General features: G+C 46.7%; 13 protein-coding genes, 1 pseudogene and 1 riboswitch. Of the genes and pseudogenes, 4 read left to right on the top strand and 10 right to left on the bottom strand.

All coding sequences use genetic code 11. The annotated features are described in order from the left end of the window. Nucleotides 1-67: 67 nt before the first annotated feature. A complete protein-coding gene (locus B9L21_RS11765) occupies nt 68-2,350 on the bottom strand; it encodes a ribonucleoside-diphosphate reductase subunit alpha (protein ID WP_063166535.1) in 2,283 nt (760 codons plus the stop codon). A gap of 128 nt (nt 2,351-2,478) precedes the next feature. Continuing rightward, a riboswitch (cobalamin riboswitch) is annotated at nt 2,479-2,674 on the bottom strand. A 202-nt stretch (nt 2,675-2,876) separates the two neighbouring features. Beyond that, the gene (asnB, locus tag B9L21_RS11770) at nt 2,877-4,784 is read right to left on the bottom strand and encodes an asparagine synthase (glutamine-hydrolyzing) (protein WP_063166536.1); all 1,908 of its coding nucleotides are present in this window, start codon (nt 4,782-4,784) and stop codon (nt 2,877-2,879) included. A 287-nt stretch (nt 4,785-5,071) separates the two neighbouring features. Here asnB and B9L21_RS11775 point away from each other — a divergent pair, with 287 nt between their 5' ends. The 3 genes from B9L21_RS11775 (at nt 5,072) to B9L21_RS11785 (ending at nt 8,171) form a co-directional block, all read left to right on the top strand. Continuing rightward, a complete protein-coding gene (locus B9L21_RS11775; protein WP_013146009.1) occupies nt 5,072-5,962 on the top strand; it encodes a C39 family peptidase in 891 nt (296 codons plus the stop codon). A gap of 129 nt (nt 5,963-6,091) precedes the next feature. Continuing rightward, nucleotides 6,092-7,669 carry a multicopper oxidase family protein gene (locus B9L21_RS11780; RefSeq protein WP_063166537.1) on the top strand — a complete coding sequence of 526 codons (1,578 nt, stop codon included), beginning with the start codon at nt 6,092-6,094 and terminating at the stop codon, nt 7,667-7,669. 154 nt (nt 7,670-7,823) lie between these two features. Beyond that, entirely contained in the window at nt 7,824-8,171 is a 348-nt protein-coding gene (locus tag B9L21_RS11785) for a four-helix bundle copper-binding protein (RefSeq protein WP_082816566.1), read from the top strand. Nucleotides 8,172-8,228: 57 nt separating this feature from the next. Here B9L21_RS11785 and copZ read toward each other — a convergent pair whose 3' ends face one another. The 5 genes and pseudogenes from copZ to B9L21_RS11810 all read right to left on the bottom strand — a co-directional run. Then, complete coding sequence (copZ, locus tag B9L21_RS11790; RefSeq protein ID WP_015863916.1) at nt 8,229-8,432, bottom strand: copper chaperone CopZ; 204 nt, start codon at nt 8,430-8,432, stop codon at nt 8,229-8,231. Nucleotides 8,433-8,453: 21 nt separating this feature from the next. After that, nucleotides 8,454-10,850, bottom strand: coding sequence for a heavy metal translocating P-type ATPase (locus tag B9L21_RS11795; RefSeq protein WP_063166538.1), 2,397 nt, complete (start codon nt 10,848-10,850; stop codon nt 8,454-8,456). A gap of 17 nt (nt 10,851-10,867) precedes the next feature. Continuing rightward, a complete protein-coding gene (locus tag B9L21_RS11800; RefSeq protein ID WP_047817983.1) occupies nt 10,868-11,179 on the bottom strand; it encodes a metal-sensing transcriptional repressor in 312 nt (103 codons plus the stop codon). A gap of 380 nt (nt 11,180-11,559) precedes the next feature. Next, on the bottom strand, nt 11,560-12,288 hold the full coding sequence (locus tag B9L21_RS11805) for a sulfite exporter TauE/SafE family protein (RefSeq protein ID WP_015863917.1): 729 nt from the start codon (nt 12,286-12,288) through the stop codon (nt 11,560-11,562). A gap of 109 nt (nt 12,289-12,397) precedes the next feature. Beyond that, nucleotides 12,398-12,838: pseudogene (locus tag B9L21_RS11810) on the bottom strand (hypothetical protein); the annotation flags it as partial. 50 nt (nt 12,839-12,888) lie between these two features. Here B9L21_RS11810 and B9L21_RS11815 point away from each other — a divergent pair. Beyond that, entirely contained in the window at nt 12,889-13,959 is a 1,071-nt protein-coding gene (locus B9L21_RS11815; RefSeq protein WP_011230396.1) for a YncE family protein, read from the top strand. Nucleotides 13,960-14,019: 60 nt separating this feature from the next. Here B9L21_RS11815 and B9L21_RS11820 read toward each other — a convergent pair whose 3' ends face one another. From B9L21_RS11820 to B9L21_RS11825, 3 genes are all read right to left on the bottom strand, one after another. Continuing rightward, entirely contained in the window at nt 14,020-14,520 is a 501-nt protein-coding gene (locus tag B9L21_RS11820; RefSeq protein ID WP_063166539.1) for a ubiquinol-cytochrome c reductase iron-sulfur subunit, read from the bottom strand. Between the two features lie 62 nt (nt 14,521-14,582). Then, nucleotides 14,583-14,711 carry a hypothetical protein gene (locus B9L21_RS18105; RefSeq protein ID WP_257722309.1) on the bottom strand — a complete coding sequence of 43 codons (129 nt, stop codon included), beginning with the start codon at nt 14,709-14,711 and terminating at the stop codon, nt 14,583-14,585. A 364-nt stretch (nt 14,712-15,075) separates the two neighbouring features. Continuing rightward, nucleotides 15,076-16,011: a cupredoxin domain-containing protein gene (locus B9L21_RS11825; protein ID WP_063167401.1), complete on the bottom strand. Its 936-nt coding sequence runs from the start codon at nt 16,009-16,011 to the stop codon at nt 15,076-15,078. Nucleotides 16,012-16,324: the final 313 nt, after the last annotated feature.

The raw sequence follows: 16,324 nt of genomic DNA on the forward strand, positions 1-16,324 counted from the left end.
AACCTCGGACGCCCCTCCCGCACAAGGAAGGGAAAGCCCGACCAAAGGCGTTTGTTGCGCCCCATGGTCAGCTCGCGCAAGAATCGCACTCGTCGATCGTCCCCGATGTCGAACGCACGTAATACGTCGTTTTCAGCCCCGACTTCCACGCCGTCAAATGCAAATCGAGCAGCTCTTTTGCCTTAATCGTGTTCATGACGTAGAAGTTAAAGGAGATGGCTTGGTCGATATGGCGCTGGCGGGCGGCGTTTTGCTTGATGCTCCAACGTTGGTCGATATGGTACGCCGATTTGTAATACCATGTCGTCTGTTCGTTTAAATCCGGCACCGTAACGGGAATCTTATAATCTTTCTTTTCCTCGGCGTATACTTTTAAGAAAATGGGATCAATGCTCGCCGTGCTGCCGGCGATGATCGACGTCGATGTGTTCGGGGCGATGGCCATGATATAGCCGTTGCGCATCCCGTAGCGGGCCACATCTTGCTTCAGCCGATCCCAATCGAGTTCACCGTGGCTTTCGTAGCCGCGCCGCTCAAAATAAGCGCCCGTCTGCCAGTCCGACCCCGGAAACGCCGGGTAGCTCCCTTTCTCTTTGGCGAGCTCCATGCTCGCTTGAATCGCCAAATACGCGATCGTTTCATACAGCTCGTCGGCATAGCGGACCGCTTCGTCCGACTCCCAGCGAATGCCTTTTAACGCCAAAAGATGATGCCAGCCAAAGGTTCCAAGCCCGACAGCGCGGTATTTTTCGTTCGTCAGGCCGGCCTGCAGCACCGGAATATTGTTTAAATCAATGACATTATCGAGCATCCGCATTTGAATCGGGATGAGCCGCGCCAAAACCCCATCGGTCACCGCCCGCGCCAAGTTGATCGACGATAAATTGCAGACGACAAAATCGCCTGGGATTTTCTCAATGATGATCATCCCGTCTTTTACATATTGCCGCTTCGTCACCGTCGGGCTTTGGTTTTGCGCGATTTCCGTGCAAAGGTTGCTGCAGTAGATCATCCCGAGATGGCGATTCGGATTTTGCCGGTTCACTTCATCGCGGTAAAACATAAACGGCGTCCCCGACTCGAGCTGGCTGCGCATGATGCTTTTCATCACTTCGATCGCCGGCACTTTTTCTTTCGACAGTCTTGGTTCGTTGACACATTGCCAATATTTTTCCCGAAAGCTGCCGCTCCCTTTTTCCTCATCATAAAAGTCTTCCAAGCTAAATCCCATCACCTTCCGCACTTCATGCGGATCAAACAAGTACCAGTCGCCGCGCTGTTCGACTTGCTCCATGAACAAATCAGGGATGCAAACGCCGGTGAACAAATCATGCGTCCGCAGCCGTTCGTCGCCGTTGTTGAGCCGCGCATCGAGAAACGCAAAAATGTCTTTATGCCACACATCCAAATAGACGGAAATGGCTCCCTTTCGCTGTCCTAACTGATCGACGCTCACCGCTGTATTGTTCAGCTGCTTCATCCACGGGATGACGCCGGAGGAGACCCCTTTGAATCCTTTGATGTCGCTGCCGCGCGACCGGATTTTGCCTAAATAGACGCCGATGCCGCCGCCCGATTTCGATAAATTGGCGATGTCGGTGTTGCTGTCGTAAATCCCCTGCAAGCTGTCATCGACCGTATCAACAAAGCAGCTCGACAGCTGGCCGTATGACTTCCCGGCATTGGCAAGCGTCGGCGTCGCCACGGTCATGTATAAGTTGCTTAACGCCCAATACGCTTCCTTCACGAGCTCAAGCCGCCGCTTTGGCGGTTCATTCGCCATAAGCGTCATGGCAATGACCAAAAACCGCTCCTGCGGCAATTCATACAACCGCCGCTCATAATCGCGGGCCAAATACCGATCAGCGAGCGTGCGCAGCCCGATATACGTAAACAACAAGTCTTTGCCTGGATCAAGAAATGAGCCAGCCGTCTCGATCTCTTCTTTCGTATAACGCTCAAGCAATAGCGGGCTGTACACCCCTTGTTCCGTCAGCGCAACAAGCAGCGAGTAGAAATCGCCATACCGCTCGCGTTCATCGTACCCGCGCTGCCGCGCCGCTTCACGGTACAATTGCCGCAAATACAGCCGGGCGCACACAAACGTCCAGTCCGGCTCATCTTCATCAATGTAAGAAAGTCCTTCCAAAATAGCCGTTTGGTGCAGCTGTTCTACCGTGACGGACTCCTTTCGACTGAGAAGCTGCCAAACACGCTCGACGTATTCATCAAGCGACAGACGGCCGAATCCAGCGGCGGCTTGCCCAATCAGCGACGCAAACTCTTCACGTGAAAAAGAAACCGGCTTCCCTTGGTCATCGATGATGATCATTTTCGTCAATGCGGTCATTCGTTTCCCCTCTCCTCCATAAAAAAATCCGCTCGGGCAGGCGAGCGGATGAAACGACAGACGGAAAAAGGCAGACGAACCCCTTGTTCTTTTCCCCTATCGTTTCATCTTCTCACACCCCGAAGAACATGAAACGTTCCAAGCAAGGCAGGTCTCCTGACTCGTGCATCGTCCTACTTTGGGTCCTTCCCAGCGGCGCGCTGAATGGCTCTTGCCGCCAGTGGCCATCCCATTTCGTCCGCACATACAGTTGCGGGGGCAGTTCCGGATTCACACCGGATTCCCTATTAAGTCCTGATGGACACCGTTGCTTAGCAGAACAATATGTAGTTGTAAAAAAAGACCTCAAAACCAATATATAGTAGTTTAGCATCCTGATGGAACAAGCATATACCAAAACCGGGAAAATTGCAAGAGCGGGAGAAAGCAAATTTTCTCTTTCGCTTCGCCAAAGGCAAGGAAACTGTCCGCACCATCGAAAAAGGCGTTCTAGGTGTCGCCCTTAGAACGCCCTGTCGTTTCCCTGCTACACCTCCAAAACAGACGCTGGCCGCTTCTCGTTTTGTACGGATGGAGCAAAATCGTACTTCTTTTCCACATAGACTTGATGCCAAACCATAAACGCCAAGACCGTCCACAGCTTGCGGCTGTGGTCCGCCTTGTGGCGGGCATGTTCATCCAGCAGCCGATAGAGCACGTCCTTATGGAACAGATGATCAGTTTCGCTTTCGTGGATGAGCTGTCTCGCCCAGTCATACATTTCGTTTTTCAGCCAGTGGCGAATCGGCACGGGGAACCCTAATTTTTTCCGGTTTAACACATGATCCGGCACGATGCCCTCGGCCGCTTTGCGCAAAATATATTTCGTCGTACCGTTGGCTATCTTCATATCAGGGGCGATTTGCCTAGCAACCTCAAATACCTTTTTGTCTAAAAAGGGAACGCGCAGCTCAAGCGAATGGGCCATCGTCATTTTGTCCGCTTTGACTAAAATATCGCCCCTTAGCCATGTATGAAGATCAATATACTGCATCCGGTTGACGGGCGGGTCATGAAGCGTTTCGCGGTAAAACGGAGCCGTCACCGCCGTATATTCGCACCCTCCTCGGTACGTTTTGAGCAGCGCCGCTTTTTCCTTTTCGCTATAGATTTTGGCATTGCCGACATACCGCTCTTCAAGCGGCGTCGTGCCGCGCTCCAAAAAGCTTTTTCCTTTCATCCCGTCCGGAAGCATCTTCGCGATCACCCGCAACACCGCTTTTACGATGTTTGGCATGCGCGCAAACAGCCGCAACGACTCTGGTTCGCGGTAAATGTTGTAGCCGCCAAACAGCTCGTCCGCCCCCTCGCCGGAAAGCACAACCGTGACATGCTTTCTCGCCTCACGAGCGACAAAATACAGCGGCACAGCCGCAGGATCGGCAAGCGGATCGTCCATATGCCACATAATTTTCGGCAGCTCTTCCATATACTCCTGCGGTGAGATGACATAGCTAATGTTGTCTACCCCAAGCTTCTCTGCGGTTTCTTTTGCGACATCGATTTCACTGAACCCTTCCCGCTCAAACCCGACGGAAAATGTCTTCAGGTGCGGATGGAATTGTTTCGCGATGGCGACGATGAACGATGAATCAATGCCTCCCGACAAAAACGCACCGACCGGCACATCGCTGCGCATATGGACGTTGACCGAATCAAACAGCGCATCGCGGATTTTCTTTACAAGCTCCTCTTCCGATTGGCGAATGGGCTCGAAGGATGCCTTCCAATAACGATGAATGGTGAGCGGTTTTCCGACTTTTTTCTTGAGATAATGCCCCGGCTCCAGCTTGTAAATGCCGGCCGACATCGTCAGCGGCTCAGGGACATATTGGAATGTTAAATAATGCTGCAGGGAGTCGCCGTTCAGCGATTCCTGTCCGAGGGCCAGCAAGATGCTTTTCTTTTCCGAAGCGAAAAACGTGCGATCTCCTTGCTCCGCATAAAAAAACGGCTTAATGCCGAACGGATCCCGCGCCGCAAACACCGTTTTCTCTTGCTTGTCCCAAATGACAAACGCAAACATCCCGCGCAGCTTTTCGACCGCTTTTTCTTTTTCCGCGCTGTAAAGGGCAACAATCACCTCGGTATCCGAATGCGTCGCAAACGAATATCCTTTCGCCGCCAGCTCTTCCCGCAATTCAAGATAGTTGTAAATTTCCCCGTTAAAAATGATCCAATATCGATCGTTTTCATAAGACAGCGGCTGATGTCCCGCCTCCAGATCGATGATGCTCAAACGCCGAAAACCAAAACTCACGTAGTCATCAAAAAAATACCCCTCATCGTCGGGGCCGCGATGGGTAATCAGGCGGTTCATCTCCACCAACGTTGTTTTCCATGTTTGCTCAATCGCTCTTGGGCGATCATGAATACAGCCAATAAAACCGCACATGGCGATGATTGTCCCCCCCACTTTGCTAAGAAGAATCCAAAAACAACACCAAAAACCTTTTTGTTTAAAACTAAAATGATTTATACAAAGACACTTTCATTCTATCGTACACAACATCAAGTTTCAAAAACAATCTGTTTCCATTTTTTCAGGAAAACTGCTTGCAAGATTTTCAGTTTCTCATAATATTAACGATAAAATATGGAGAAAGTGTGAATTTCACTATTTTTGCACATCGATCTGTTACTATAAAAACACACACGTGTTATAAAGGAGTTGAGAATGGCTTGTTAGCGTTTATCCTTTTTTTGACTTTTCTCATCGTTTCCCTTTGTTTTGTTCTCTTGAGAAGACCTCTAAACGGGAGGATGGATCAACTGTCGCTCGGATTGTATATTTCCTGTTTCTTGCTATTGGCCGCCTCATTATCCTATTATGCAAGTTCGGCCCAGACAGGCGATGCCATCAAAGCCTTCATACAGAACAGAAACAGCAGAGAAACCAATCCGTCCCCCAGCAATCAAGCAAAGGAGGCGAATCGATCAGTTGCCTCTTCAAAGAAACAAGCGCTAAGGACATCCGTCCTGATTGACGCCCCCCTTTTGTCTCAGCTTCCGGAACTGCCGAGGGGATGCGAAGTAACCAGCTTGGCCATGCTCTTGAATCATGCGGGCATTCGCGTCGATAAGATGACGTTGGCGAAACAAATCAAGAAAAATCCTACTCCGTATCAAGTGCGAAATGGCCAAGTGTTTTACGGCCACCCAAATGAAGGGTTTGTCGGCGATATGTATACGTTATCGAAGCCTGGATACGGCGTGTACCATAAGCCGATCAAGCAGTTGGCTGAGCGGTACTTGCCTAACCAAATCATCGACTTAACAGGGCAATCGTTTGAGAACATCTATACATACTTGGCCAAAGGCACACCGGTTTGGGTGATCACCAACACCACCTTTCGTCCTCTTCCTCCCTCTGCCTTTCGGGAATGGCAAACCCCGCAAGGCCCGATCAAAATCACGTACCGGGAACACGCGGTGCTCATTACGGGATACGATGAGCAGTACATTTATTTCAATGATCCATTGACCGCTGTCAAAAACCAAAAAGCGCCGAAACAAGACTTTATCGACGCTTGGGTTCAAATGGGACGGCAGGCGATTACCTACCACCGTTAGACATCGGTGAATCCGAATCGCTTGCCTTTTTTTACATTTCAGTTGAACGATTTTCTCCATACATTTTGCACATCTATTTTTTATCATATCATTGCATCTCCCACTACAAGCTTAAGGAGGGAAAACGACATGAAAAAATGGCTGCTTGGCGCCATTTTCGCAGGAGTAGCAGCGATTGGCGCAGCTTGCTCAAATCCATCTTCCATGCAGGGACACGACATGTCCGGCATGAATATGGAAAAAGAAAATACTTCCGCTGAAACGAGCAAGCAGCAATTGCCTTTAGCAACCAATACAGAAGTATTATCCGGGAAAGAAATTCACCTTACTGCGAAGGAAGCGTTATTACCCATTAATGGTCAAATCAAACTCCCGGTATACACGTATAATGGATCCGTGCCTGGTGCACAAATCCGCGTGAAGCAAGGAGACAAAGTAAAAATCGTAGTAAAAAATGAATTGCCGGAACCGACAACGATTCACTGGCACGGCTACCCTGTTCCAAATAACCAAGATGGAGTACCGGGTGTCACGATGGACGCCATTAAACCGGGTGAAACGTTTACGTATGAATTTACAGCAACCGTGCCGGGAACGTATTGGTATCATTCCCATCAAAAAAGCGCCGAGCAAGTGGACAAGGGATTATACGGTACATTAATCGTAGAACCGAAAAATGAAGAAAAAGTCGATCGAGATTATACACTTGTGTTAGATGAATGGATGAGCAATCCGGATGAAGGAAATATGGATATGAGCGGCATGGATCATAGTAATATGAATAATGGAAATAGCTCTGATAATCAACAAATGGATATGAGCAGCATGGGCCATGATATGAGTATGTATGATATTTTCACGATTAACGGGAAAAGCGGTTCCGCTGTCCAACCTTTAAAAGTGAAGAAAGGCGAAAAGGTGCGGCTTCGTCTGATCAACGCAGGATACATGGCCCACAAACTTCACCTGCATGGTCATGAGTTTAAAATTGTCGCAACTGACGGGCAGCCGTTAAAAGATCCGCAACCAATCAAAGATGAACTTTTAAGTATTGCTCCGGGTGAACGTTATGATATTGAATTTATCGCGAATAACCCGGGTGAATGGTTATTAGAATGTCATGGTGATATGGAAGGTACCGATGGCATGAAAGTGAAAATTCAATACGAAGACCAGACAAACAATACGGATAAAGAAAATGCAAAAGAAAACCTCCCTGTTGTGGATATAACAACATACGGAAAATATGAAGTAGGTCAATTTACACTAGACCAAAAATATGATGTAGAGTACACAATGGATTTAGGAACAGCCATGGGCAAAGATGGCATGGTCTACACGATTAATGGGAAAACGTATCCTGACACAGCGCCTATTAATGTGAAGACAGGAGATTTAGTAAAAGTCAGAATTGTGAACAATTCACCAAAAGATGTACATCCGATGCATTTACACGGCCATTTCTTCCAAGTATTAAGCAAAAACGGCAAGCCGGTCACAGGCTCTCCATTGATAAAGGATTCCTTAAATGTAAACCCTGGTGAAGAATATGTCGTCGCGTTTAAAGCGGATAATCCGGGAAATTGGATGTTCCATTGCCATGACTTGCACCATGCTTCAGCCGGAATGGTCACAGAAGTAAAATATACCGATTACAAATCGGACTATACCCCAGATCCGAATGACACAACGAATAAAGGTGAATAACAGCTTATCGTAGTAAATAAAAGAGGCTGATTTCAAAAGGTCGATTTAGCAACCTTTTGAGACAGCCTCTTATTTTTTTGTTTTTATTTCCAGTTTATTATTTTTTAGTTAGAAAAAAATAAAAATGAATTTAAATCAAAAGGAGTGATTATATATGACAACGGTTATTGATTCATCATTTCAACAATTTCAAACGTGTATTGATGCTTGCAACCAATGTATGCAAGCTTGTGAAGAATGTCTGACTTCATGTTTAAAAGCAGCTGACGTACAGGCTAGAACACATTGTATCAACATTTTAAGGGATTGTGCAGATATTTGTGCCATGGCGGCTCAATGGATGTCTCGCGGAAGCATGTATGCGAAGGAGTTTTGCCAACTTTGCGCGACAATTTGCGATGCTTGTGCCGCTGAATGTGCAAAATTCCAAGATACACACTGTCAGGAATGTGCCAATTTATGCCGTCAGTGTGCTGAAGAATGCCGTAAAATGTCATCATAATACTATTTGAGGGTGTCTCAAAAGTGATCACTTTTGAGACACCCTCTCTCTTTCATGTTACTTCACATTATATCCTTGCTCTTCAATCGCTTCTTTCAGTTTTTCTACGCTGACCTTTGTTTCATCATACTCCACATCGACAGTTCCTTCTTGCAAATGCACTTCTACACGGCTGACGCCATCCAACGCTTGAAGGGCATTGGTCACCGCCGCTTTGCAATGTCCGCATGTCATTCCTTGTACTTGTAATGTAATCGTCATCATCCATTCCTCCTTGAATGTTTATAGTTTCACGCGTTTCAAACGAAGCGCGTTTGTCACAACCGATACAGAGCTAAATGCCATCGCTGCCCCAGCGATCCAAGGTTCCAACAGCCCGAGAGCGGCTACAGGAATGCCAACTGTATTATAGAACAAAGCCCAGAACAGATTTTGCCGAATGTTTTTCATCGTTTTGCGGCTCAACTCAATGGCTTTCGGGATATGGCGCAAATCGCCGCCGACCAAGGTCACGTCCGCGGTCTCGATGGCGACATCAGCTCCCGTGCCAATCGCCATCCCAATATCCGCTTTGGCCAGAGCTGGAGCGTCATTAATTCCATCACCGACCATCGCCACACGTTTTCCTTGCTTTTGCAATTCCTCGACGATGTTCGCTTTGTCTTCCGGGAGCACCTCGGCGTACACATGCTCAATGCCGACTTCATTGGCGATCGCTTCCGCTGTCCGTTGATTGTCCCCTGTTGCCATATAGACATCGATGCCCATTTGTTTTAATGTTTGAATTGCTTCTTTGGAGCTTTCTTTTACCGTATCCGCGACAGCAATGATGCCGGCAAGCTGTCCATCGATGGCAGCGAGCATCACTGTTTTCCCTTGTTTTTCAAGCTCTACCATTTTATCTTCATGCACAGAAATCGCTACAGAGCGTTCCTTCATCAATTTTCGCGTCCCAATAAGGATGCTTTTTCCGTCAATGACCGCTTCAATTCCGTGGCCGGTAATGGCGGAGAAGTGCTCCAATGGCTTCATCGAAATCGCTTGTTTCTTCCCGTATTCAACAATCGCATGAGCCAGCGGATGCTCCGAAGCGCTCTCGGCGGAAACCGCATAATCGAGCATGTCCTCGCGGAAGGCTAGCACATCGGTGACTTCCGGTTTTCCTTTTGTCACGGTTCCTGTTTTATCGAGTAATACGGCATTGATTTGATGCGTTCTCTCTAGGTACTCACCTCCTTTAAAGAGAATTCCCTGTTCTGCCCCTTTGCCGGTGCCGACCATAATCGATGTCGGTGTGGCCAAACCGAGCGCACAAGGGCACGCGATGACAAGAACGGCGATGGCCGCCTCAAGCGCTTTCGCCAAATCACCCGGCGCAACAAAGAAGTACCATATAATGAATGCAACGACAGCAATTCCGACAACAATCGGTACGAAAATGCCGGAAATGGTATCCGCCATCCGCTGAATCGGGGCTTTCGACCCTTGCGCCTCTTCAACGATTTTAATGATATTGGCCAGCGCGGTATCTTTTCCGACTTTTTCGGCACGAATGGTCAGTACGCCATTCGTATTCATCGTCGCCCCGATCACATAGTCGCCTTCCTTCTTATCAACCGGGATCGATTCACCGGTAATCATCGATTCGTCTACGGAAGAAGCGCCGGAGATGACTGTACCGTCTACCGGAATTTTTTCTCCTGGCTTGACAAGAATCGTATCGCCGATCACCACTTCCTCCAGCGGAACTTTCATTTCTTCCCCATTCCGAATGACGGTCGCTTCCTTCGCCTGCAGGCTGACTAGCTTCGAGATCGCTTCGGTTGTCCGCCCTTTCGCAAGAGCCTCAAAGTATTTGCCGACAAGCACAAGCGTAATCAAGACGGCGCTCGTTTCAAAATACAGCCTCGGCATATAGTCAGGATTCCCAAGCGTCCGCCACGCTTCATACAAGCTGTAAAAGTACGCGGCCGATGTCCCCAGCGCCACGAGAACGTCCATGTTGGCGCTTTTGTTGCGCAACGCCCGATACGCCCCGACATAGAAGGGACCGCCGATGTAAAACTGAACGGGTGTAGCTAAAAGAAGCTGGAACCACGGATTCATCAAGAGCTGCGGCATCGGCAAGCCCATATCAAACGGCATATGAGCCAGCATCGTATAAAGCAGCGGCAACGATAAGATGATGGAAATGGCGAGTTGCCGTTGTTTTTGTTTCAGCCGCTCTTCTTTCCGACCAGCATGGTCTTGTTCTTCGTTTCGAATTTGCCCCCTGTACCCAAGCTTTTTGATTTTCTCTAAAATGTCTTCGACAGATGTGACACCCTCCTTGTATTCGACCACCGCGCTGTTTGTCGCCAAGTTGACAGCAGCGCTTGTAACACCTTCCATCCGATTTAACCCTTTTTCAATCCGTGTCGCACAGGCCGCACATGTCATTCCTTCAATATCAAGCGTCACTTTTTCTGTCGCAACGCCATACCCCAAATTCTCAATTTTCATTTCGATATCGGCTATATTTTGCTTCGATGGATCATATTTAATCGTTGCTTTTTCCATTGCCAAATTGACATTGGCTTCTACGCCATCCATCTTATTTAATACTTTCTCAATCCGATTGGCGCACGCGGCACATGTCATGCCGGTCACTCTAAGTGTGACATGCTTTTGTTCACTCATAATGCTTCCCACTCCTTTCACTTTGAGAACTGTTTAATGACATCCATTAATTCGCGAATGGATTCTTCTCCACTTCCTTCGCGGATCGCTTTCGACACACAATGGCTGACATGACGTTCTAACAAGTTCAATCCTACTTTATTTAACGCTGCCGTGATCGCTGAAATTTGCACTAAAATATCAATACAATAACGATTGTCCTCCACCATTTTTTGCACACCGCGCACTTGTCCTTCGATGCGCTTCAAGCGCTTGATGATGCGTTCGATTTCCTGTTCCGTTCGTGGAACCATTTTTTTATCCATATTATGATCTTCATAATGGTTCATCAAACATCACCTCTTTTCATTACATTATACCGGTAATGGGTATAAAATGCAACAGAGATCCCCTCTACAAATCATGTTCACCACAAAACCGTAATCAATACCTGCGCAGGAAAAAGCCCGCTTTCCACAAAAAATTCACAATTTTAATACTTTAATACCATAATAAAACATGACATAACTGATCAATAAGCCGCTGATAAGCAAAAGATTTTCGCCCTGAACGACTATATTGCCGAATTGCAATATACATTCCCCCAAAATTCATATTTCTATCGGTATTAGAAAGGATTCTTCTTTGCGACGAAAAAAATACAACTATAACTACATCACCCTAACCATCTTGAAACGTTCTTCCAAACATTGTTACTGCATCATCTTCTTTAAAACCAATAAGTGATGGTATCGAACACGCCAAGCAATACCATCACAATTCCAGCGGTTTGCTGAATGAGCTTCCCTACCCGTCTTCCTTTTTTCATGACAGCACCGCTCAATCCTAAGTACCAAAGGATGAGGATGAAGAAAATAACCGGTACAGAAGTTCCGACGGCAAAGACGCTCGGCAACAACACTCCATAAGACGTTGAGTATACGAGAGGCATTAGAGTAACAAAAAATAAAACAAACATCGTTGGACAAAAAGCCAACGAAAAGCCAAATCCCATGAAAAACGAACCGATTTTTCCTTTTACCCATCTCTCCGGCACTCTGAACAAAGTGACATTCCAATACATTTTAAAAAGCCCTAACAAATACAAGCCTACGAGAACAAGAATCGGGCCAATCAGCTTTCTTAACCATGGAAAGTATAGTGTCAGTGTACTTTGAATCTCCTTCCCCATCAACCAGACGATCAAGCCTAACCCGGAAAAAGCGATGACCTTTCCGAAAATAAATAAAAGCAGTTCTTTCCAAGCGATCCCCTTTTGCAGAGATTGGTTGCTGTACAACGTGATTGCTCCTAAGTTGCTAGTCAGCTGGCACGGAGCCATCGCTCCAACGATGCCAAGAAGAAACGCTGACAAAACAGGAAGCGCTGTTGTGCTGTTGGCCATATTCAGAAACGGCTGGCTCAGCAGGTTGCTGATTTGGCTTAGGAATGAATACACTCTTCTTCTCACCCTCTCCATCCGTTACTTATATTGTAGCAGTGAATTTTGCAAAAATTATGGAGCGATATATTTTTAGGCAAACAAAAAGACATGCGCCCGCATGTCCCTATATTTCCCCTTCTGATGCTAGTTTTGTCCAACTTCCACCGTTATTTTTTGTCATAAAAATATCCCCGTTCATTGTAACGATCACAATTTCTTTGTCGTTTGCTGGATTAGAAGTTATATACATGATATGATCTTTTTCATCCAATGGCGGAACAGCAAGAACTTCTTCGTGTTTTGTGTCTAATGATTGTTTGATGAGTATAGACTGATCATTCTCTACAGCTGCAAATACAACCGACTTTTCTTGAAACATAAATGTCGTCGTATCAATTTTTCTCGTAAACCGTTCAAACGTATTCCCGTTATCTCTCGAAATGAAAACTCCCTCGGCTGTACTAATCCCGACCATATTTTCATCCGTTGGGTGAGCCACAATCGTTCTCGCTGCCGTTTGCGGCAGGCCATTCAATTGACTTGGCGACCACGTTTTGCCGTCATTCATGTCGGTAGACTCAACCTAAATTCTAAAGCAAAAGGAGGAAACCGCTCATGCGCAAAACCGCGATTGTATGGTTATCGTTATTGGCGATGTTGGCGTTTGTTCTCGGGGGGTGCGCAGCCAATTCCCCTCAAGACAAAACCGAACCAGAGAAAAATGGGCAGCCAGCCGCCCTTGAACAAACACAAGAAACGAACAAATTCTACTTTACTGCCAACGAGGGCGGAAGCATTTCAAAAATTGATGCGAGAACAAACAAAGTGGTCGGAACGATCAAAGTCGACGGCGCGGTCCATAACGTCCAAGTTTCTCCCGACGGAGCTATTCTCGGCGCTACGTTAGTTCCGGCCATGCAACACGGGCATGACCAGTCGATGGATATGAAAGGAATGGCGTTGTTTTATGATACGGAAACGAATGAATTAATCAAAAAAGTGGAAGTGGGACACCATCCCGCCCATATCGTGTTTACTGAAAACGGCAAATACGCCCTTGTGACCAATAATGAAGACAATAACGTTTCCGTTATTGATCTCGCGAGCTATTCAGTCATTGAAACCATTCCAACCGGAAAAGGCCCGCACGGGTTTCGCATTTCCAAAGACAGCCAATACGCGTATGTCGCCAACATGGGGGAAGACAGCGTCAGTGTTCTCAACTTGCAAACAATGAAAGAAGAAAAGAAAATCACAGTCGGATCCATCCCTGTCACAACCGGCATTACTTCGGACGGCAAAACGTTAGTCGTAACGTTGAATGCTGAAAATGCCTTGGCCATTGTTGACGTAACAAGCGGGAAAGTGGAAAAAATCCCTGTCGGGCAAGGGCCAGCCCAAGTGTACGTGTCGCCTGACGATACGTTTGCTTATGTCGCCAATCAAGGGACGAAAGAGGCGCCCTCTCATTCTGTAAGCAAGATAAACTTAAAAACGAAACAAGTCGTGGCCACAATTGAAACAGGAAACGGAGCGCATGGGGTCGTCACAAGCCCGGATGGCAAGTATGTTTTCGTTACGAATATGTTCGACAACACCGTGAGCGTCATTGATCAAGAACAAAACAAAGCAATCCAAACGGTTCAAGTAGGCGAAATGCCCAACGGGATCAGCATCATGCCGTAAAGGAAAAAGTAGCAGGTTGGACGTTCCAGCCTGCTGTTTTTTCTGCGGAATAACGGATTTTCATTTTTCCCTTTTCCTCGGGCTCAGTACGGCAATATACACATTGCCATCTTGAATATAAGCGTCAAATGTATCTAACGGTCTTGGCGGTGGCCCCCCTACATTGATACCGTATTCGTCATATTGCCCCGCGTGGCACGGACATAAGAAGCGGATGCCTGTTTTCTGCATGTTCTCCTCAGCATCTCCAACGGTACACCCTAGATGGGTGCAAATCGGGGACATAATGAGTAAAGAACCATCTTCATTTTTGTTAATGTAGACAAACCCTTCCCTTTCCTGTTTGGTCCATGCATCTTTTATGGTGACTTTATACGGCACCTTTTTAGGGAATTCTCCCTTTTCTAATTCGCTTAGAGGACCGAGATTGGCCATTGAACTTGTATTGACCGTTTTCTTATCGTTGCTGCAGGCAGCCAGTCCTGCAGGCAATACCGAAACAGCCAGCAGTCCAGCCGCCCCCTTTAACGACCTGCGAAGAAACTCTCGGCGATTCAACATAAGATTTCCCCTCCTTGCCTCCTCTAATAGTAGGGAGGTGCGTGAAATAAGAGGCGAATCGATCAGCGTTTATCGCGCAATGCGAGTTTTACTGCAAAATACACGACCAATCCAATGACAAGCAAATTAAGAAACCAGCCGAGAATGCCAAACCCCATCATCCCCCAGCCACTCATCATCCCGCTCATCATCCTCATCACCTCCTGCATGATCTAAAAATCATTCTCACCTATCGCTAACCATTTATGTCATAATTTCGCCTGACTTGAATGAAAAATCTAATTGGAACTCCAAGCACCCTTTTCCGCATCTTTAGCATTTGTCAATACTCCCATTCACACTTGATGCAGCCAAAAATTGATCCACAACGTTTTCATCCTCTCTCCTCTTGCTTTACTTTCAGAATAGAGAAAAACTGTGGAGAAAATATTGAGAAAATATTGATAAAAACCTACAAATATTTGTCAAGGCTTTCACAAAAGTTCATTTCCCTTTTAGTCGCCACGCCTTCTATTGGTCAAAACAAATGCCGAGAAGATCTCGGCAGCCATCATCTTATGAAACTTTCGCAAATCCAACCATACCAGATTCTTTATGCCCTGGAACCGTACAATAAAATCGAAACACACCGCGTTCGATTGGTATGAACGTCACCTCGGCTGTTTTCCCCGGCAAGGAATAAACATGAACGTCCGCATTTTCTGCATGGTTTCCATGGTCATTCTGCTGTAACAAAATCTTCATATTTTCGAATTCGATATCGTGTTCCATTTGACCGCTATTTTTCAGAATTAAGGTAACAGGCTGTCCTACAGTCAGTTGCAAACTCTCAGGAAAGTAATAAAATTCAGTCGCTTCAATCACTACCTTTTTCCCCTTTGTTTCGATGCTTAACGGAGATGCAGTTTGGTTGTGGCCCTCCATAAAATGGTTCATAGTCGGATTCGTTATCGGAAGATTAGAAGATCGAGAAAATTCATTATATAAATGGTTATACAAATAGAAAAACAGCGGAAGGACGATTGCTAACCATAGCGGGTTATGGAATAGTTTATTGATCAAAAACGCACGGTTAAAACCCGTTTCTTGTTGAAGCATGTATAGAACAATACAAGCCATTCCAACAAATAGAACAAGCATGATGTGAATCGTAGAATCCCGATATTCAGGCGCAATCATTTCTCCTAACATCGCTCCCATCATGCCGCCCATGACTCCTGATAAAACACCGTCGATGATGGCCATGATGCTGATCGGCATCCCAGCTAAAAATCCAGCTAAAAACCCAAAAGCCATTCCTAAAATGGTTGACAAAAAGAGATTGCCGTTGTAAGAAATCCCAGCCAGCAGGCCGCCCGTCAGCCCAGCCAACATTCCTAACGCCATCGCCGCCATCATTCCAGCCATGCATGTGATTTTCTTCCTTTTGATAAAGATGAAAGCAATCACAATGAAAGACAAAACCGCCGCGATCCCCCCAGTGAATAACATCGGCAACGGATGATCCCTCCTGCAAATGTTTATTTGTACACATATATGTGTGCAAATAACAGGTTAGTCCATGTCAGTGAACATCCCGGCTGAGTTTGAGCGAAAACAGAGGGCGTGTCATCCGATTACAGCTTTTTGTATTACACCTGCATGTATTCTGTTCTTGAGCGCTCTCCCACCTACGCTTAGAAGGCCGGTGAATTAATGGGGCATAGACTTCCCACATGTCGAATTTTGGAGGCCATTCTCCCCGCCGTTTGGCGCCAAAGGATGGGAAGACGAGCAGGACTTCCTGCTCCCAATTCCGGTTTTG

The organism is Geobacillus uzenensis, assembly GCF_002217665.1.
Lineage (GTDB): Bacteria > Bacillota > Bacilli > Bacillales > Anoxybacillaceae > Geobacillus > Geobacillus subterraneus.